We start from the raw sequence: 18514 nt of genomic DNA, 5'->3' as shown, positions 1-18514 counted from the left end.
AACCGAAGTGGCATAGATATGCAACAGGAACCTCCGATATTCAATGACAGAGCCCAGGTGCGGCACCCGCTCCCGCCCGATGGCGTGCCAGCATCCGTGTTGCTGGTGGATGACAATCCCGCCAAGCTTACGGCGCTCGCCGCGGTGATTGCCGACATGGGCCTCGATGTTGCCACGGCGACTTCCGGACGCGAGGCGCTGCGCCTGCTATTGCAACGCGACTTCGCCGTCATTCTGCTCGACGTGAAAATGCCGGTGATGGACGGTTTTGAAACCGCTGCACTCATTCACGGCCGCCCGAAGTCGGCCCACACGCCCATTATCTTCGTCACAGCGGAGGCCGACACGGATTCCGAGCGTTTCCGCGGGTATACGGCCGGCGCTGTGGATTACATCTTCTCGCCGATTGTGGCCGAGGTTCTTCGCGCCAAGATCCAGGTGTTTGTCGACCTGTTCTACTTGCAGCGCAAACTGACGATGCAGGCCGAAGAATTGCGGCAATCGAAACGGCAACTGCGTGAACTGGCCTCCTATCAGGAGCACATCAAGGAAGAAGAGCGAAAGCGGATCGCACGGGACATCCATGACGAGCTGGGACAGAGCCTGCTGGCGTTGCGAATCGATGTCTCCATGTTGCAGGCGCGCACCAGTACCCGGCACCCCAGGCTCAACGAAAAGGCCAGCGATGCGCTGAATCACCTCGATACAGCCATCCGCAGTGTCCGCAGTATCATCAATGATCTTCGGCCACCCGTACTCGATCTGGGACTACAGGCAGCGATCGAGTGGCAACTTGAAGAGTTCCGGCAGCGCAGCGCGATCGATTGCACGATGTCGGCCAAAGACGAAAATTTCCGTCGCGACCTGAATGAAAAATCCGCCACGACTCTGTTTCGCATCGTGCAGGAATCGCTGTCGAACATTGCCCGGCACGCGCAAGCGACACAGGTGCATATCGAACTCTGCAGAGAGGGTCGCCGGCTTTATCTGCAGATCAAGGACAACGGCGTAGGCATGACGGATCGCAAAAAACTGAACTCGTTCGGGCTGGTGGGAATGAAGGAACGCATCAGCATGCTGGGCGGGGAATTCACGATTGACAGCGCACCGGACAAAGGAACGAGATTAACGATATCGCTGCCACTCGACTGATCCGAATAGCACCTTGATATCACCCAAGGCCTGTGCGTCTTTCAACGAAGTCTCTTTCAACACGATCTTGTTCAGTGTGTCGTGGGTCATGGGTCATGGGTCATGGTCACCTTCACATCGGTAACGGTTGCTCTGTCGTCCGTATTCATTGGCCCGTGTGTTATCAAACTTTTCAGCTGAGTTGAATGGTCATGATTTCAAGGCAATTCTCCATGTCCTTGAATCAACTCAGGTCATCAACAGCGATAATAAAAACTCATTAATTTTATACATTGCATTCCTGATGGAAATACAAGGCAGCTCAGAATTCGGCTGCTTACAACCCCCGAAGCTGCTCTTCGCAAAAGGCTCGTCGGCCAAAAGCGGAGTTCAGATTGCCCCTGACCGACCTGCCACGAATGACTGAAATTCACTCAAGAATTGGGATGCTGCAGAAAAATCCGGTGAGGTAAGCCGAGTGTTTCAAGAATGGTAAGTGGCAGCCCTCAAGATTTACTCCATCGCGTCAAAAGACTCATGATATTGCACAGTGCCTGTTGGTAGATCGCCGCCAAAAGACAGAACTTGGAAGTGCTCTTGGGGAACCCCTGGCAACTCCAGGCCAGCGTGAGGTTTGAAGCCAAAGCGACCGTAGTAACCAGGATCGCCCAATACGACGCATCCATCTGCCCCTTTGTTTTGTAGCTTGGCAAGAGCGGCTTTCATCAGAGATGAACCAATACCTTGGCCTTGGCAGTCAGGCAACACGGATATTGGCCCGAGTCCATACCAACCCGCAGCGCCGGAAGACACGGTGACTGGAGAAATGGCGACGTGCCCAATGATTTCATCATTCTCCACTGCAACCAGCGAAACTGTTAATTGTCCGGCTTGGCGTAGTGCATCGACAATGAAATGCTCGGTGTGGCTGGAATGTTGTTCCTGCTCAAATGCCGCCGCAGTCAGTGTGGATATGCGTTTGATGTCTTCAGGTAGCTCATTGCGGATATTCAAATTCATATTGAGTTTTTCTCTAGTGTCTTGATCGATCAGGCCCCGTAGCGCGTTGAACAGGTCAGTCGTTTTTGTGTACTGGCTGCCATAGGTGAGGTTGAACGCATAGTCAAAGCCGGATCAGACTCGCTCCCCCTGCAGCCCTGCCATACTGTTCAACATGACCCGTGCAACTTTCCGCTTCTTTGATGAGCTCAACGATTTCCTGCCGGCCGAACGGCGGCGGCAACCTTTCACCTGCCAGTGCGCGCAAGGGGCGACGGTCAAGCACATGATCGAGGCGCTCGGGGTGCCGCACACCGAGGTCGAACTGGTGCTGCTCAACGGCGAGTCGGTGGGGCTGGAGCGGGTGATCCTCGACAGCGACCGGCTGGCGGTGTATCCCAAGTTCGAAGCGCTGGACATCAGCCCGCTGCTGAAGGTTCGCGCGCAACCTTTACGGGTGCTGCGTTTCGTCGCGGATGCGCACCTTGGCGGGCTGGCCAGCCTGCTGCGCATGAGCGGCTTCGACACCCTCTACGACAATGGCTTCGAGGATGGCGAGATCGCCGAGATCGCTGCACAGCAAGGCCGCATCGTGCTGACCCGCGACCGCGAACTGCTCAAGCGCCGAATCATCAGCCACGGCTGTTATGTGCATGCCCTGAAACCGTCGCTGCAGCTGCGCGAATTGTACGAGCGCCTCGACCTGGCGCGTAGTGCGCGGCCATTCAGCCTGTGCCTTCATTGCAACCTGCCGCTGCACGAAATCAGCCTGGAACTGGCCCGGACGCAGGTGCCGCCACGCATTGGCGTCCTCTATTCACGCTTCCTGCGTTGCGACGCCTGCCAACGGGTTTACTGGGAGGGTTCGCACTGGCGCGGCATGTGTGCATTGCTGGCACCGCTGCTGAACCGATAGCCGCCAGCCCTTGGCGGGCAAAAAAATAACAAAATTGCCATGTGCTCCCTTCGTTCCTTCTTGCGTCGCACTGTTCATTGCCCGTTCGTGTCTGTCTGGAGTTTCCCCAATGCCCTCGCTTCATTCCTTGCCCGCTGCGCTGCTGGGCCTGGCCCTTGTTTGTCCGGCCATGACCGAGGCTCAGGGCCTGGAGCTGGGACAAGTGCTGATTGGCGCCGAGGACCAGAGCGACGAAGACCAGGGGATCGAGGACGCCAGGGCCCGGCTGGCCCAGGTGCCCGGCGGCACCAACGTGGTCGACATGCGCCGTCCGTTGCAGGGCCGCGTGGCCAGCAATCAGGATGTGCTCGCTTACCAGCCGGGGATCTATGCCCAGTCGGCGGGCAACGAAGGGGTGAAGATCTCGATCCGCGGATCGGGCATCAACCGCGCACCGGGCGCCCATGCCTCGGGGCTGTACACCCTGCTCGACGGCCTGCCGCTGACCGGCCCCGGCGGCACGCCCTATGAATTGCTGGAACCACTGTGGCTCGACCATGTGGAGGTGCTGCGCGGCGCCAACGGGTTCGACCGGGGCGCTCTGGCCCTGGGCGGGGCCATCGATTACGTCAGCCATACCGGCTACGACGCGCCGAAGTTGACGGTACGCTACGCAACGGGCAGTCACGGCTATCAGCAGCGCCAGATCAGTTCAGGGCAAGTGCTCGGCGCTTTCGATTACTACGTGGCCATGACCGATGCCAACGCCGACGGCTATCAGGACCACACGGCCAGCGAGAGCCAGGGAGTCATCGCCAACTTCGGTTATCGCTTCAACGCCAACCTGGAAACACGCTTCTACCTGCGCCACCGCCAGACCGACAACGACCTCGCGGGACGGGTGACCAAGCACTCCATAGAGCATGACCCACGGGCGGCCAACCCGGCCTACGTGGCGCGGGACGACAGCCGCGACGAACCGGGCAGCACCTTTATCGGCAACAAGACCACCTGGTACATCGATGACGATTCGAGCATCCAGACCGGCCTTGTCTACCACGACTACCCCATGGACCTGAGCGAGGGCCCCAACCGCTTGAAGGTCGCGTACACCGATGTCAGCGGCACGTTCGACTACAAGCGGCGCGACACGCTCTGGGGTCTGCAAAGCCAAAGTACCCTGGGCCTGCGAATGACCAGACACCTGCCCAATGCCGGTGCCAGCGAGTTCGTGCGCATCCCCACCGGCAACACCGCCGGTTACGCACCGGGCACACTGATTCGCAACTTCACCTACCAGGGCTCGGACACGGTCCTGCATGCCGGCAATGACCTGGAGATCGCCGACGACCTGTGGCTGACCACCGGCCTCGCCGCGATCTACACCCGCCGGGAAAGCGATGTCACCTACCCGCAGGAAGGTGGCAAGACCAGCCTGCACGACTGGGACTACGCCCCGCGCGTGGGCCTGCGCTACCAACTGACACCGGACCTGCAACTGTTCGGCAATCTCAGCCGCTCGGTCGAGGCGCCGCACCCGTGGTCGCTGATCTATAGCTCGAACATCCGCTTTCCCAAGGGCAGCGGCGTTGCCACGGGCGCCCAGCGCGAACCGGTCACACTGCAAAACCAGACCGCCACCACCCTGGAAATCGGCGGTCGCGGTGACAGCACGCTGGGGCAATGGAGCCTGGCCTGGTACTACGCCCAGGTGCGCCACGAACTGCTGTCGGTGTTGCCGGACGCCAACGCCACCACGCCCTACGAGCTCAACGCCAGCCCCACCGTGCACCAGGGCGTGGAAGCCAGCCTGCTGAGCCCCCTCTGGTCGCCGGAGGATGGCGGCCAATTGAGCCTGCGCCAGAGCTATACCTTCAGTGACTTCCACTACCGCGACGATGAGCGCTTCGGCGACAACCGCTTGCCGGGCCTGCCGATGCACTATTACCAGGGCGAACTGCGCTACGACTGGCCACAAGGCTTTTTCGCCGCGGTCAACACGCAATGGGTGTCCAAAGTGGCGGTCGATTACGCCAACAGTTACTACGCCGATCCCTACGCCCTATTCGGCGCCACACTGGGCTACAACGCGCCCAAGGGCGACTGGCAGACCTGGCTGGACATGCGCAACCTGACCGACAAGCACTATGCCGCCACGGTCACGCCGGGCTACGACGACAAGGGGCTGGACGCGGCACGCTCCACCCCCGGCGAAGGCATGGCGATGTACGTCGGGGTGTCGTGGAGCCTGCTCTGAGGTCACTGGCCCGACTTCGCAAACGCACGCAACCGCGCCGCGACGACTAAGCTTTTGTAACGCCACCTCGTCCCTCAAGGAGATATCCATGAGTGCCGCCGCCCTATCCGAACTCGATGCCGCCCTGCCCGACCTGACCCGCAAGATCCGCGTGCTGGATGCCCTGTCCTGGCCGGACGGCGTCGAGGAAGACTTCCTGGCCAAATGGCGCGGCGGGCGGGTCGAGTTACCCAGGGTCGAGTTGCAGCCTCGCGACCACAGCGCCGACATCGCCGCCCTGGAAAGCTTTATCAGCCATTGCGATGTGGGGCATCCGGCCGGAAATTTCCTTGCCATGACCGCCCGTAGCTATGCCACGGCCGGACACATGCTGGGGGCCATCGGCACTCCCGCCTTTACCCAATATTCGTCAGCGCTGTACCGCCGTCCGGACTTCTACTACACGCGCTTGCAACTGAGCATGCTCGACGCGGCCCGTTTCTTTCTCAAGACCACCGACGCCCTGCTGGGCGGTGCGCGGATTCCACCCTGCCCGGCCGAGATCCCGGCCAAGGCGTTCGCCGCCTGGATTCAACCGGAACTGGACCGCTTCTTTGGCGCCGGACAGATCACGGTCGTGCTCGATCCGAACCTGGCCGCCAAGGCCATCGCCGGATCGAGCCGCATTCGCCTGCGGGCCAGCGCGCTGTTCTCCGAGCTGGACAAGCATCAGCTGTTGCAACACGAGGCCTTCGTGCATGTCGCCACCGCACAGAACGGCGCGCGCCAGCCCAACCTCACAAGCCTGGGCCTGGGAGCGCCCCGCACGACCCAGACCCAGGAAGGCATTGCCACCCTGGCCGAACTGTTCACCGGCAGCATGGACATCAACCGCCTGCGTCGCCTGGCCCTGCGCGTGCTCGCCGTCCAGCAGGCGCTGGAGGGTGCCGACTTCATCCAGGTGTTCGAAGGTTTTCTGACGGCCGGGCAGACAGAAGAGGAATCCTTCCGCTCGACTCAACGGGTATTCCGCGGCGCCGACCTGCGGGGCGGTTCGGCATTCACCAAGGACGCCGCTTACCTGACCGGGTTGCTCGGCGTCCACACCCTGCTGCGCATTGCGATCCGCGATAACCGACCGGATCTGGTGGGGCATTTGTTTGCCGGGCGACTCAGCCTGGCCGACACCGTGCGCCTGGCGCCCCTGTTCGAGTCCGGCTGGCTGAAGGGGCCGGTCTATCTTCCCGCCTGGGCCAGCGACCTGCGCCTGCTGGCCGCCAACCTGGCCTTTTCGGCGTTCATCGCCCGGATCAAGCTGGATGTGCTGGACCTTGATGTGTTCATGGCATTCGCCGAAGAACACGAAAGCGATGCCAGTGCGCTGTGATCGGCGCCGAGTTTTTCAGCCGGCCTTGACTCTTCGAATCAACTGCTACCATTAGGAAGCGGTGCCAAGGCCGGGCTCTGTGGCTTTCAAAAACGGCTTTCACCGCCAGGGATTGATCCACTCATTTCAAGCCTGCCTGACCCCATGGGGGTTGCAATGCACAATCCATTGCTTTACGCGTTGTCGGCTGTACTGCTCTTGAGCGGATCGCCCTGCCTGGCACTGGGTACGGATGGAACCGCTACAGCACCGGCCCCGGCACCCGCCGCCGCCGCTACACCGGCAAGCGCAGCCACGACAGCGCCCGCCGCGCCGGTGACCAAGGATCCGGTGTTTAGCCAGGAACAGCTGGATCAGATGCTGGCGCCCATTGCGCTTTACCCGGACCCACTGTTTGCACAGGTGCTGATGGCCACCACCTACCCCGGAGAAGTCGGCGAGGCAGTCAGCTGGTCCAAAGCTCACCCGGACGCCAAGGGTGACGATGCGGTCAAACAGGTGGCGAATCAGCCTTGGGATCCGAGCGTGCAGGCACTGGTCGCCTTCCCGCAGGTGCTGGCAATGCTGGGACAGGACCCCGTCTGGGTTCAGCGCCTGGGTGATGCCTTCCTGGCGCAGCCCGACGATCTCATGGAAAGCGCGCAACGCTTGCGGCGCCAGGCCCAGGCAGCCGGCAATCTGCAGAGCAACCAGTATCAGAACGTGACGATCCAGAATGTCGCGGCGCCGGCACCGGCAACCACGACTGCGGCACCGGCTCCAACCCCTGAACCGGCCCCGGCCGGCAACTCGACCATCATCATCCAGCCTGCCGATCCGCAGGTGGTGTACGTCCCCACCTATAACCCCACAACCACCTACGGCACCTGGCCCTACCCGGCATCGCCGCCCGCGTACTATCCGCCGCCACCGGCCTATTACCCTGGTCAGGCCCTGATGGCCGGACTCGCGTTCGGTGCCGGTGTGGCGATCATTGGATCGTTGTGGGGTGAATGCGACTGGGGCAATAACGACGTCGACATCGACGTCAATCGCTACAACAACATCAACGCCAACAACCGGATCACCAACAACAAATGGCAGCACAATCCGGTGCATCGCAATGGCGTGCCCTATCGAGACAATGCGAGCCGCGCACAGTACGGCCGGCAACTGAACGGCGCCAATCAGCGTCAAGCCTATCGCGGAGAGAATGCCCAGCGCGCCCAGGCCCGTGAAAATGCCCGCAGCTCAATGGACAAGCACGGTATCGAACGACCCGCCACCAGCAATCTCGAAGCCCGTGATCAAACGCGCAAACTCCAGTCCGCAAGCGCAGGCGGCGATCGGCTGCAGGCCGGTGCGGACAGGCCGAGGGCGGCGGACAGAAGCCAGGACACGGCCAGAAACACCCGAGAGAATCAGCAGCCCAGGAGGGAGACCCAGCAGGCCAGGAACCAGAGCGCCCAGTTGGATCAGCGCAGAGAAGGCTCCGCGCAGACGCGGCAAACGACGAACAAACGGCCCGCCGCCAGTGCCGGCAGTGCCCGCAACAATGCGTTCGCCGGCGCACGCTCACCGTCCCAGGCCAACCTCCAGGCCAATCGTGGCCGGGCCAGCCAGGCATCCGCCCAACGCCCCAGTGCTTCGCGATCGGGCGGTCACCAGGTCAGCCGGCCGTCCAATCCACCAGCGCGTCAAAGGGGGAGCCGTCGTTGAAAAACCATCCTCGATTGAAGGGACTCACGGGCTTGCTCCTTCATGTACTGGTTATAGCCGCCGGCTTGTCGTGGTCGTGCATGGCGACGGCCCAGCAGGCCTTTCCAACCCCGGAAAAGGCTGCAGAAGCCTTTGTCGAAGCACTGGGCACGGAGCACGCCGACCAGGCACGCCTGACCGAACTGCTGGGCAATGACTGGCACATTTACATCCCCCGTGAAGGCGTGCAGCGCAAAGATGTGGATGCGTTCTTGCAGCAATATCGCGAGCAACACCACTTTGAAAACACCAGTGACCGTCAGGCTGTCCTGGCGGTCGGCAGTGAGAACTGGACACTGCCTATCCCCCTGACAAAAAACGAGAACGGTTGGCGCTTCGACATGAAGGCCGGCAGTGCCGAGATCCGTGCACGTCAAATCGGCCGCGATGAACTTGCCGCGGTGCAATCGGTGCTGGCCTATCACGATGCCCAGATGGACTATGCGTCGGTGGATCGTGACGATGATGGCGCACTCGAGTATGCGCAGAAAATCTTCAGCACCCCCGGCAAACACGACGGACTCTATTGGGCCGAAGACGACAGCGGCCAGATCAGCCCGCTGGGGCCTTCGTTCGGCAAAGCCATTGCCGACGAAGAATGGCATGGCTACCGCTTCCGCATCCTTCATGGCCAGGGTCCTTCGGCACCGGGTGGTGCCTACAGCTACCTCATCGGTGACAAGATGAGCCGCGGCTTTGCGCTGATCGCCTGGCCGGCGAAGTACAACGACACTGGCGTGATGAGTTTCATGATCAGTCATGAAGGCCAGGTGTTCGAGAAAGACCTGGGGCCCGAGAGTGAAAAACTGGCGCTGGCGATGAAGCGCTTCGATCCGGATGACAGCTGGAAAGAGGTGCCTGAAGATCAGGAGTAGCAGGCGTGACCTGCTACCAGCCTTCAGAACGGTTGAAAGCCGTTATCTGATCGACAGGACAAATCGGTCTTCGCCCCCCGTGCTGTCGTTGCAGGAGGGTTGCTCAAGCTTGAATCCGCACCGTTCAAGTACTTTTCGCGAGCCCAGGTTTTCCTTGAAGGCATAGGCAACCAGTTGCGCAAGCCCCCAGCGCATCCGCGATTCCTGGATCAAATGCCTCAGCGCCAGTGTCGCCAGCCCCTGGCCGCATGCGCACTCGGCAATCCGATAGCCGACTTCAGCGGAACGGGTCGATGAGTCGATGCTTTTCAAATTGGCTCGACCGACGATTCTCTGACTGGAATCCTCAATGACAAAGGGGTGCCAGGCACCGATGGCGAAATCGGACAAATAGCTTTCGATATGATCGGCGACACCCTGCAACGAGTAAAAAGAAGGGTCGCGCGCATCGATATGGGATTCGAACCATTCACGGTTCTCGATTTCGAACGCCAGCAACGCTTGAGCGTCAGTCTTTTTCAGCTCGCGAACGCTAAATGATTCCATTCATCACCTCTGCTGTGTCTTGCGCCGAATTGGCTCGAGTCTATCTCATACCTGAACAACCTGGCCGGGCCTTCCTCCTCTCGAACGCGAGCGGCTTGCACAGTACATATGGAAAAACGTATATTCGAATAACCATATGTACAGAGCCGCGCCAATGCTCAATCCTGCCGCCGTATTCAAATGCCTGTCCGACGAAACCCGCGCCCGGGCCACTTTGCTCATCACTCGTGAAGGCGAGTTATGCGTGTGTGAACTGGTCTGCGCCCTTGACGACAGTCAGCCTAAAATTTCCCGCCATCTTGCACAGCTACGCGGCTGCGGCCTGCTTCTCGACCGCCGTCAGGGACAGTGGGTGTATTACCGGCTCAACCCCGATCTGCCCGCGTGGGTTCGCGACGTTCTCGAAACGACCTTGCTGGCAAACGCCGACTGGCTTGCGAACGACAGCACTCGCCTTGCCGCGATGGGCGACCGTCCGCTGAACACTTCCGCCTGCTGCTGACCTTTCATTCATCGAGACTGTTCATGTTTACTGCATTTACCATTTTCCTGCTGACCATGGTATTGGTCATCTGGCAACCCAAGGGCCTGGGCGTCGGCTGGAGCGCTTCCCTGGGCGCCATCCTGGCCCTGCTGGCAGGCGTCGTTACACTGCACGATATTCCGCTGGTGTGGGCCATTGTCTGGAACGCCACCGCGACCTTCATCTCGCTGATCATCATCAGTCTGCTGCTCGACGAGGCCGGGTTTTTCCAGTGGGCCGCATTGCATGTGGCACGCTGGGCCAAGGGTGACGGGCGGCGCCTGTTCGTATTCACGATACTGCTGGGGGCCGGTGTATCCGCCCTGTTTGCCAACGACGGTGCAGCCCTGATCCTGACCCCCATCGTCGTTTCAATTCTGCTCGCACTGCGTTTTTCGCCAGCCTCTACCCTGGCGTTCGTCATGGCGGCCGGTTTCATTGCCGACACGGCGAGCCTGCCCCTGGTGGTGTCCAACCTCGTCAATATCGTTTCGGCCGACTACTTCGACCTGGGCTTCAGCGAGTACGCCGCCATCATGGTGCCGGTCAACTTCGTTGCCGTGGCGACCACCCTCGTGGTGCTGTATTGGTTTTTCCGGCGCGACATTCCCAGGCACTACGCTCTCGATGACGTGATGGATCCGCGACGCGCCGTGCGTGATCCCCTGACCTTCCGCGTCGGCTGGATGGTCCTGGCTCTGCTGCTGATCGGGCTGTTTGCCCTGGAACCCTTGGGCATTCCCATCAGCGCCATCTCAGCGGTCTGTGCCGCGATGCTGTTCGCCGTGGCGGCGCGTGGGCATGTGATTTCAACGCGACGGGTGCTGCGTGAGGCGCCCTGGCAGGTCGTGATCTTTTCGCTGGGCATGTACCTGGTGGTGTACGGGCTGAAAAACGCCGGACTGACCACCTACATGACCATGGCCCTGAACCGCACGGCCGAATTCGGCATCTGGGGCGCCGCGCTGGGCACTGGGCTGCTCACGGCCTTGCTGTCATCGGGCATGAACAACATGCCGACGGTGCTGGTGGGTGCCCTGTCGATCCAGGCCAGCGACGCCACCGGTGTGGTGCGTGAAGCCATGATCTACGCCAATGTCATCGGCTCTGACCTGGGCCCCAAGATCACCCCCATCGGCAGCCTGGCCACCCTGCTCTGGCTGCATGTCCTGGAGCGCAAGGGCATCCGCATTACCTGGGGTTACTACTTCAAGGTCGGCGTGGTCCTGACGCTGCCGATTCTGTTCATCACCCTGTCTGCCCTGGCCCTGCGCCTGAGCGTTTAGCCCCTGTGCGACTGCAAAGAGGAGTCACCATGCGCGTTCTGTTTATGTGTACCGCCAATAGCTGTCGCAGCATCCTGTCCGAAGCCATGTTCAACCATCTCGCCCCCGAAGGTTTCGAGGCGATCAGTGCCGGCAGCTTCCCCAAGGGCCAGGTGCTGCCCCGCAGCCTGAGCACGTTGCAAGAAGCCGGTATCGCCATCGACGGCTTGAGCAGCAAAGGCAATGAGGCTTTCGAAGCCAACCCGCCGGACATCGTCATTACGGTCTGCGACAAGGCCGCCGGTGAGGCGTGCCCCGTGTATTTCGGGCCGGCACTGAAAGCTCATTGGGGCCTGGAAGACCCATCGGACATACAGGGAGATGAAGCGATGGTATCGGCTGCGTTCCACTCAACCCTGGCGCGCATCGAAACACGCTGCCGGGCATTGCTCGACCTGCCTTTTGCACAACTTGACCGCGATGCGCTGAAGCGGGAACTCGACCGCATCGGCACGCTTTGACCGGAGCCCCCATGACCCATCCCCTGCCCAATCTCGACACCTCACTGACCCAGCCCATCGCCAGCGGACGCGACGACCAGCACAAGCCGCGCATCCTGTTGCTATACGGCTCGACTCGTGCGCGCTCGTTCAGTCGCCTGCTGGTCGAGGAAGCAGCCCGGTTGCTCGAACACTTCGGCGCCGAGACCCGGATCTTCAACCCATCAGGCCTGCCGCTACCGGACGACGCGCCCTCCGATCACCCGAAAGTCCAGGAACTGCTCGAGCTGATGCAGTGGTCCGAAGGCCAGGTCTGGTGTTCGCCAGAGCGCCACGGTTCCATGTCCGCGGTGTTCAAGGCGCAAATCGACTGGGTGCCGTTGGCGTTGGGGGCCGTTCGTCCGACCCAGGGGAAAACCCTCGCGGTCATGCAGGTCTGCGGCGGCTCCCAGTCTTTCAATGTGGTGAATCAGCTTCGTGTGCTGGGGCGCTGGATGCGCATGTTCACCATCCCCAATCAATCTTCCGTGCCAAAGGCTTTTCTGGAATTTGACGAGGCCAATCGCATGAAACCCTCGTCGCTGTACGACAGGGTGGTGGACGTCATGGAGGAGCTGGTGAAATTCACCCTGCTGCTACGGGATCGCCCCGATCTGGTTGATCGCTACTCGGAGCGAAAAGAATCCGCAGAGGAACTGAGTCAGCGCGTAAATCAGCGGTCGATTTGACTGTAGAAATGCTCCCCCAGGCTCGATAGCCGAAAAAAGTCGCAAACCCCACAACGCTTCAGGGCTTGCGACTCTTTGCCGATACGTCCCTCAAGCTCCCGGGACGTTTTCTACGGCATGCCTGCCGTATTCATTGCCGAACGTGCAGGCTTAGTTCTCTACCTCAACTGCGTCGAAATCCGGTTCGTCCGGAGCATCCGGGGCGTCCGCCACATCCTCTCTGGCGTCCTTCGCCTCAACTTTGGCGGCGTCACGGGCTGCATCCGCAGTCTCTCTGGCCGCGTCCCGGAGCATCGTTTCGCCCCAGGCTGATATGTTTATTTTCAGACATCTTGCATATGGAATTTTATTGTGTCATTTATAGCTCGCCGATCACAGGACTGATCCACCACGCCAACCCGGATGGCGGACACCCGCTTCCCCCCAATGCCCTCCAGGGAGTCAACAATATGAACAAGACAGAACTTCTAGGTGCTCTGGCGCTGTGCGCTTTCAGCTTCCTGGCACATGCCGACGAAGACAGCCTGCGTATCGGTATCGAAGCCGCCTACCCGCCCTTCTCCTTCAAGACACCCGAAGGCAACGTCAGCGGGTTCGACTACGACATCGGCAACGCCTTGTGCGAAGAAATGCAGGTCAAGTGCGAGTGGGTCATTCAGGAGTTCGACGGCATGATCCCGTCGCTCAAAGTGCGCAAGATCGATGCCGTGCTGTCGTCGATGTCGATTACCGAAGACCGGATGAAGTCCGTGGACTTCAGCAAAAAGTACTACCACACGCCGGGCAAGTTCGCGATGAAGGCCGGCAACGTGATCAATGACCCGTTGGTGGACCTCAAGGGCAAGAAACTCGGCGTGCAACGCTCCTCGACTTACGATCGTTTTGCCACCGAGCAACTGGAAAAAGCCGGCGTCGCCGTGGTGCGCTACGGCTCGCAGAATGAAGCCTTCCTCGATCTCGCCTCGGGTCGCCTGGACGCCACCCTCGCCGACATCGTCAACACCGATGAGAGCTTCATCAAGACACCCGCCGGCCAAGGCTTCGCGCTCACAGGCCCCGACATCAACGACCCGAAATATTTCGGCCGGGGCGCCGGGATCGCCGTGCGCAAAGGCGACAGTGCCAACGTTGCGCGCCTGAGTGCCGCGATTGACGCCATTCGCGCCAATGGCAAGTACCAGCAAGTGATGGCCAGGTACTTCGCGTTCGATATCTACGGCGAGTAAGCCTTACTCCTGCCCCCCCGATCCAAGACCCGGCGACGGCCCGTTGCAGGCGTCTGTCGGGACTTGTCATGCGCGCCTCGCGGCGCTCGCTTGAGGAACTTCATCATGCTTCACGGCTACGGATCGAGCATTCTCGATGGCGCCTGGCTGACCATAAACCTGGCCCTGACATCCATGTCCCTAGCGATTGCCCTGGGCCTGGTCGGCGCGGCCTTTCGCCTGTCACCGCTCAAATGGCTGGCCATGCTCGGGGAAAGCTACACCACCCTGATTCGCGGTATTCCAGACCTGGTGCTGATCCTGCTGATCTTCTACGGCGGCCAGGATCTGGTAAACCGCATCGCCCTGGCGCTCGGTTACACCCGCTATCTCGACATCAACCCCTTTATCGCCGGCGTCTGCACCATGGGCTTCATTTTTGGCGCCTACCTCTCGGAAACCTTTCGCGGCGCCTTCATGGCGATCCCCAAGGGTCAGGCCGAGGCCGGTGTGGCTTATGGCATGGGCGGTACTCAGGTGTTCTGGCGAATCCTGGTCCCGCAGATGATTCGTTTCGCCATCCCCGGGTTCACCAACAACTGGCTGGTGCTGACCAAATCCACCGCGCTGATCTCGGTGATCGGCTTGCAGGACATGATGTTCAAAGCCAAGAACGCAGCGGATGCCACACACGAGCCATTCACGTTTTTCCTCGCAGTGGCAGCGCTGTACCTGATGCTCACCAGCCTGTCCTTGCTGGTGCTGCGCTATCTGGAAAAACACTACTCGGTCGGCATCAAAGCCGCCGAATTGTGAGGGGGAGCCGCCCATGATTCTCGACTACAACCTGATCTGGGAAAACCTGCCGCTGTACTTCAATGGCGCCCTGTTGACCCTCAAAGTCCTGCTCATTTCCCTGGCCCTGGGTCTGGTATTGGCGATTCCACTGGCACTGATGCGGGTGTCGCGATCGCCGCTGATCAACTTCCCGGCCTGGCTCTATACCTACGTGATTCGCGGTACGCCGATGCTGGTGCAATTGTTCCTGATCTATTACGGCCTGGCGCAGTTCGAAGCGGTGCGCCAAAGCGTGCTCTGGCCTTACCTCTCCAGCGCCACCTTTTGCGCCTGCCTGGCCTTCGCGATCAACACCAGTGCCTATAGCGCAGAGCTGCTGGCCGGCAGTCTGAAATCCACCCACCCTGGCGAGATCGAAGCCGCCAGGGCCATGGGCATGTCACGCCTGACCCTGTATCGCCGCATTCTCATGCCGTCGGCCTTGCGCCGGGCACTGCCGCAATACAGCAACGAAGTGCTGATGATGCTGCAAACCACCAGCCTGGCCTCCATCGTCACCCTCGTCGACATCACCGGGGCCGCACGTACGGTGAGCTCACGCTTCTATCTGCCATTCGAGGCGTTTATCACCGCCGGCCTCATCTACCTCGCCCTGACCTTCATTCTGGTGCGCCTGTTCAAGCTGGCCGAGCGCCGCTGGCTGGCGTATCTGGCACCGCGCAAGCACTAAGGAGCTGCTATGGAGCACATTCAATACCGGTTGCCGTGGAGTGCCTCGGGCACCGAACGAACGCTGTCGCTGTTTCGTTTTGGCCGCGGACCACGCAAGGCCTACATCCAGGCGTCACTGCATGCCGACGAATTGCCGGGGATGCGCGTCGCCGTCGAGCTCAAGCGCCGTCTTCTGGAGCTGGAAACACAAGGCCGCCTGACCGGGGTGATCGAGTTGGTGCCCATGGCCAACCCGATCGGGATCGCCCAGATGTTCCAGGCCACCCATCAGGGGCGCTTCGAGTTCTCCAGCGGCAAGAACTTCAATCGCGACTTCCCCGAGTTGGTCGATGCCATTGCACCGCTGCTGGAAGGCCGATTGGGCGACGATGCCGACGCCAACATCGCACTCATCCGCCGCGCCATGGGTGAGGCCCTGGCCGCCATGCCGGCACCGACCTCGGAGCTCGACGGTCTGCGCCGCCTGTTGCTGCAGCATGCCTGTGACGCCGATGTGGTGCTGGACCTGCACTGCGATTTCGAATCGATCATGTTGATGTATGCGATGCCGCAAATCTGGCCGCGCCTGCAGTCACTGGCCGCACGCCTTGGCGCCGGGGTCACGTTACTGGCCGAAGATGCGGGCGGCAGTGCCTTCGACGAAGCCTGCGCCATTGCATGGCTACACCTGGCCGAGCGGTTTCCCGAAGCCAATATTCCCCTGGCGTGCGCGGCCACCACCATCGAATTGCGTGGCATGGCAGACACCGAACGCGAGCAATGCCTCGACAGTGCACAGGCCATTCTCGGGTATCTCGCCGAGCAAGGCCTGATCAGCGGTGACTGGCCAGCGGCACCACCGAGCCATTGCCAGGCCATGCCATTCGCCGGCGCGCAGTACGCCTGTGCACCCCACCCGGGTGTGGTGAGTTTTCTGCAACCGTTGGGTGCCCAGGTCAAGGTCGGCGATCCGCTATTCGAAGTCATCGACCCGCTAACCGACCGCCATAGCGTGGTAAGTGCCAGCACCGACGGCATTCTCTATGCCCGCGAACGGCTGCGCTTTGCCCAGCCGGGATTGTGGTTGGCCAAAGTGGCAGGCGTCACCCCCATTCGCCAGGGTCGCTTGCTCAGCGACTGATTCCAGAGAGTTCAAACCATGTACAAACTTGAAGTTCGAGACCTGCATAAAAGCTACGGAGCGCACCAGGTGCTCAAGGGCGTGTCCCTGCAGGCAAAGGCCGGTGACGTGATCAGCCTCATCGGCTCCAGCGGCTCTGGCAAAAGTACGTTCCTGCGCTGCATCAACCTGCTGGAGCAACCCAATGCGGGCAATATCGTGCTCAATGGCGAACCGCTCAAGCTGGTGGCCAACAATTCCGACGGGATGAAGGCGGCCGAACCCAAACAGTTGCAACGCATGCGTTCGCAGCTATCGATGGTGTTTCAACACTTCAACCTCTGGTCCCACATGAGCGCTCTGGAAAACGTCATGGAAGCCCCGGTGCATGTGCTGGGCCTGGGCAAGAAAGAGGCACGGGAGAAGGCCGAGCACTACCTGAACAAAGTCGGTGTGGCGCACCGCATGAACGCCTGGCCGGCGCATATGTCCGGTGGCGAGCAGCAGCGCGTGGCCATTGCCCGCGCACTGGCGATGGAGCCGCAAGTGATGCTGTTCGATGAGCCGACGTCGGCGCTCGACCCCGAACTGGTCGGCGAAGTGCTTAAAGTCATGCAGGATCTGGCGCAGGAAGGCCGCACCATGGTGGTGGTGACTCACGAAATGGGCTTTGCCCGTGAGGTTTCGAACCAACTGGTGTTCCTGCACAAGGGCGTTGTCGAGGAACGCGGCGACCCGCGTCAAGTGCTGGTCAACCCACAGTCCGAACGCCTCCAGCAGTTTCTGGCCGGAAGCCTGAAGTAAGCGCCTCCATCCATTGCACGGCGCTGCCCGACAAGGTTGGCTTCGGATACACTCCAGCCAACCTTGTCAGGGCATCAGGCACAGCCCTTCTCTCACCCTCAGGAAATGTTGAGCTGGATATGCCAACCCCATCGAAAGACACCACCGTCTATGCCGCGCCGGTCATGCGCAAACTCACGGAAATCGTTTCCGATCTGCCGCCGTCACTGCGCAAGGTCGCGGACTTTATCCTGCGTCACCCGCTCAAGGCCGCGACACTGACCATCGAGGAGATGGCTCACGAAACATTGACCTCACCCGCCGCCGTCAACCGCCTGGCCAAAGCACTGGACCTCGGTGGCTACAGCGGCATGAAGGCCGAGCTGGTCGCAACGTTGCAGCAGATGGTGTCGCCGGTCGACAAACTGCGCAACGAACTTGCCCATCGACCCGGCGGCGCGTTCGGCCTGCATGAGCAACTCCAGAGCGCCAGTAGCAACCTGGCCACCGCGGCGAGCAACAACCACGCCGACACCTTTGAAGCATTCGTCACTCGCCTGACCAAAGCGCGCAAGATCTACATCCTGGGCTTTGGCAACAGTGTCTACTTCGCCGGTCTCGCCGCCTCGACCCTGATGCCCTTCTGTGCGGACGCCACGGCCATCAGCATGGAGGGCGGAAACGAAAACGCCGCTTACCGTCTGGCTGCGATCACCGATCAGGACGTGCTGCTGGCGATCACCCTGCCGCGCTACTCCCTCGACACCCTGCAACTGGCACGCTTCGCCAATGAACGCGGCGCATCGGTGCTCGCCATTACCGACTCACCCGCCTCGCCACTCACCGGCATAGCCCGGCACACGCTGTTTGCGCCTTGCGATCACCCCGTGCTGACCAGCTCCAACATCGCCGTACTGGCCTTGATCGAAGGCTTGGTCGCCGGCGTGATGGCGCGCAATAAAGAAGCGGTCAAACTGGCAACCGAACTGACGGAAAGCGTGATGTCGTACCTGCACATCCCTGCCAGCGGTAAACCGGCAAAAAAGTGAGTGATGGAAATACACCGCCAGGATGA

18 protein-coding genes are annotated in these 18514 nt (G+C 60.9%); 16 read left to right on the top strand and 2 right to left on the bottom strand.

What is annotated here, in order from left to right; translation table 11 throughout:
- Positions 1-18 precede the first annotated feature (18 nt).
- Positions 19-1152: an ATP-binding response regulator gene (locus tag AC3ITA_RS11525; protein WP_095941764.1), complete on the top strand. Its 1134-nt coding sequence runs from the start codon at positions 19-21 to the stop codon at positions 1150-1152.
- Positions 1153-1644: 492 nt separating this feature from the next.
- Here AC3ITA_RS11525 and AC3ITA_RS11520 read toward each other — a convergent pair whose 3' ends face one another.
- On the bottom strand, positions 1645-2151 hold the full coding sequence (locus AC3ITA_RS11520) for a GNAT family N-acetyltransferase (protein ID WP_489280336.1): 507 nt from the start codon (positions 2149-2151) through the stop codon (positions 1645-1647).
- A 154-nt stretch (positions 2152-2305) separates the two neighbouring features.
- Here AC3ITA_RS11520 and AC3ITA_RS11515 point away from each other — a divergent pair, with 154 nt between their 5' ends.
- From AC3ITA_RS11515 to AC3ITA_RS11495, 5 genes are all read left to right on the top strand, one after another.
- Positions 2306-3046, top strand: a complete 741-nt coding sequence (locus AC3ITA_RS11515) for a Mut7-C RNAse domain-containing protein (protein WP_414927672.1) — start codon at positions 2306-2308, stop codon at positions 3044-3046.
- A 109-nt stretch (positions 3047-3155) separates the two neighbouring features.
- Positions 3156-5282, top strand: a complete 2127-nt coding sequence (locus tag AC3ITA_RS11510; RefSeq protein ID WP_489280334.1) for a TonB-dependent receptor family protein — start codon at positions 3156-3158, stop codon at positions 5280-5282.
- A gap of 88 nt (positions 5283-5370) precedes the next feature.
- A complete protein-coding gene (locus AC3ITA_RS11505) occupies positions 5371-6648 on the top strand; it encodes a peptidase MATCAP family protein (RefSeq protein ID WP_414927674.1) in 1278 nt (425 codons plus the stop codon).
- Positions 6649-6804: 156 nt separating this feature from the next.
- Positions 6805-8346, top strand: coding sequence for a DUF3300 domain-containing protein (locus tag AC3ITA_RS11500; protein ID WP_489280332.1), 1542 nt, complete (start codon positions 6805-6807; stop codon positions 8344-8346).
- 80 nt (positions 8347-8426) lie between these two features.
- A complete protein-coding gene (locus AC3ITA_RS11495) occupies positions 8427-9260 on the top strand; it encodes a DUF2950 domain-containing protein (protein ID WP_095941758.1) in 834 nt (277 codons plus the stop codon).
- A gap of 42 nt (positions 9261-9302) precedes the next feature.
- Here AC3ITA_RS11495 and AC3ITA_RS11490 read toward each other — a convergent pair whose 3' ends face one another.
- On the bottom strand, positions 9303-9806 hold the full coding sequence (locus AC3ITA_RS11490; RefSeq protein ID WP_095941757.1) for a GNAT family N-acetyltransferase: 504 nt from the start codon (positions 9804-9806) through the stop codon (positions 9303-9305).
- A gap of 154 nt (positions 9807-9960) precedes the next feature.
- Here AC3ITA_RS11490 and AC3ITA_RS11485 point away from each other — a divergent pair, with 154 nt between their 5' ends.
- The 10 genes from AC3ITA_RS11485 (at position 9961) to AC3ITA_RS11440 (ending at position 18488) form a co-directional block, all read left to right on the top strand.
- On the top strand, positions 9961-10308 hold the full coding sequence (locus tag AC3ITA_RS11485; RefSeq protein WP_095941756.1) for a metalloregulator ArsR/SmtB family transcription factor: 348 nt from the start codon (positions 9961-9963) through the stop codon (positions 10306-10308).
- A 23-nt stretch (positions 10309-10331) separates the two neighbouring features.
- On the top strand, positions 10332-11615 hold the full coding sequence (locus AC3ITA_RS11480) for an arsenic transporter (RefSeq protein WP_095941755.1): 1284 nt from the start codon (positions 10332-10334) through the stop codon (positions 11613-11615).
- A 29-nt stretch (positions 11616-11644) separates the two neighbouring features.
- Complete coding sequence (locus tag AC3ITA_RS11475) at positions 11645-12115, top strand: arsenate reductase ArsC (RefSeq protein WP_095941754.1); 471 nt, start codon at positions 11645-11647, stop codon at positions 12113-12115.
- Between the two features lie 11 nt (positions 12116-12126).
- A complete protein-coding gene (gene arsH / locus AC3ITA_RS11470; protein ID WP_489280329.1) occupies positions 12127-12822 on the top strand; it encodes an arsenical resistance protein ArsH in 696 nt (231 codons plus the stop codon).
- A 449-nt stretch (positions 12823-13271) separates the two neighbouring features.
- Positions 13272-14048, top strand: a complete 777-nt coding sequence (locus AC3ITA_RS11465) for an ABC transporter substrate-binding protein (protein WP_095941752.1) — start codon at positions 13272-13274, stop codon at positions 14046-14048.
- 105 nt (positions 14049-14153) lie between these two features.
- Positions 14154-14843 carry an ABC transporter permease gene (locus tag AC3ITA_RS11460; RefSeq protein ID WP_095941751.1) on the top strand — a complete coding sequence of 230 codons (690 nt, stop codon included), beginning with the start codon at positions 14154-14156 and terminating at the stop codon, positions 14841-14843.
- A gap of 13 nt (positions 14844-14856) precedes the next feature.
- Positions 14857-15555 carry an ABC transporter permease gene (locus AC3ITA_RS11455; protein ID WP_095941750.1) on the top strand — a complete coding sequence of 233 codons (699 nt, stop codon included), beginning with the start codon at positions 14857-14859 and terminating at the stop codon, positions 15553-15555.
- A gap of 9 nt (positions 15556-15564) precedes the next feature.
- Positions 15565-16677, top strand: coding sequence for a succinylglutamate desuccinylase/aspartoacylase family protein (locus AC3ITA_RS11450; protein WP_095941749.1), 1113 nt, complete (start codon positions 15565-15567; stop codon positions 16675-16677).
- An 18-nt stretch (positions 16678-16695) separates the two neighbouring features.
- Complete coding sequence (locus AC3ITA_RS11445; RefSeq protein ID WP_095941748.1) at positions 16696-17460, top strand: ABC transporter ATP-binding protein; 765 nt, start codon at positions 16696-16698, stop codon at positions 17458-17460.
- A 119-nt stretch (positions 17461-17579) separates the two neighbouring features.
- Positions 17580-18488, top strand: coding sequence for a MurR/RpiR family transcriptional regulator (locus AC3ITA_RS11440; protein ID WP_095941747.1), 909 nt, complete (start codon positions 17580-17582; stop codon positions 18486-18488).
- Positions 18489-18514: the final 26 nt, after the last annotated feature.

It is taken from the genome of Pseudomonas sp. GL_090 (assembly GCF_057837765.1).
The sequence above is the reverse complement of the archived record's forward strand: the minus strand, read 5'-3'. Positions and strand labels throughout refer to the sequence as shown.

Bases quoted from the DNA above. Each gene is read 5' to 3' on its own strand.
- AC3ITA_RS11525 (WP_095941764.1), top strand. From the start codon at position 19: ATGCAACAGGAACCTCCGATATTCAATGACAGAGCCCAGGTGCGGCAC.
- AC3ITA_RS11450 (WP_095941749.1), top strand. From the start codon at position 15,565: ATGGAGCACATTCAATACCGGTTGCCGTGGAGTGCCTCGGGCACCGAA.
- AC3ITA_RS11475 (WP_095941754.1), top strand. From the start codon at position 11,645: ATGCGCGTTCTGTTTATGTGTACCGCCAATAGCTGTCGCAGCATCCTG.
- AC3ITA_RS11465 (WP_095941752.1), top strand. From the start codon at position 13,272: ATGAACAAGACAGAACTTCTAGGTGCTCTGGCGCTGTGCGCTTTCAGC.
- AC3ITA_RS11505 (WP_414927674.1), top strand. From the start codon at position 5,371: ATGAGTGCCGCCGCCCTATCCGAACTCGATGCCGCCCTGCCCGACCTG.
- AC3ITA_RS11490 (WP_095941757.1), bottom strand. From the start codon at position 9,806: ATGGAATCATTTAGCGTTCGCGAGCTGAAAAAGACTGACGCTCAAGCG.
- AC3ITA_RS11515 (WP_414927672.1), top strand. From the start codon at position 2,306: ATGACCCGTGCAACTTTCCGCTTCTTTGATGAGCTCAACGATTTCCTG.
- AC3ITA_RS11495 (WP_095941758.1), top strand. From the start codon at position 8,427: ATGGCGACGGCCCAGCAGGCCTTTCCAACCCCGGAAAAGGCTGCAGAA.
- AC3ITA_RS11500 (WP_489280332.1), top strand. From the start codon at position 6,805: ATGCACAATCCATTGCTTTACGCGTTGTCGGCTGTACTGCTCTTGAGC.
- AC3ITA_RS11455 (WP_095941750.1), top strand. From the start codon at position 14,857: ATGATTCTCGACTACAACCTGATCTGGGAAAACCTGCCGCTGTACTTC.
- AC3ITA_RS11510 (WP_489280334.1), top strand. From the start codon at position 3,156: ATGCCCTCGCTTCATTCCTTGCCCGCTGCGCTGCTGGGCCTGGCCCTT.
- AC3ITA_RS11460 (WP_095941751.1), top strand. From the start codon at position 14,154: ATGCTTCACGGCTACGGATCGAGCATTCTCGATGGCGCCTGGCTGACC.
- arsH (WP_489280329.1), top strand. From the start codon at position 12,127: ATGACCCATCCCCTGCCCAATCTCGACACCTCACTGACCCAGCCCATC.
- AC3ITA_RS11480 (WP_095941755.1), top strand. From the start codon at position 10,332: ATGTTTACTGCATTTACCATTTTCCTGCTGACCATGGTATTGGTCATC.
- AC3ITA_RS11445 (WP_095941748.1), top strand. From the start codon at position 16,696: ATGTACAAACTTGAAGTTCGAGACCTGCATAAAAGCTACGGAGCGCAC.
- AC3ITA_RS11520 (WP_489280336.1), bottom strand. From the start codon at position 2,151: ATGAATTTGAATATCCGCAATGAGCTACCTGAAGACATCAAACGCATA.
- AC3ITA_RS11440 (WP_095941747.1), top strand. From the start codon at position 17,580: ATGCCAACCCCATCGAAAGACACCACCGTCTATGCCGCGCCGGTCATG.
- AC3ITA_RS11485 (WP_095941756.1), top strand. From the start codon at position 9,961: ATGCTCAATCCTGCCGCCGTATTCAAATGCCTGTCCGACGAAACCCGC.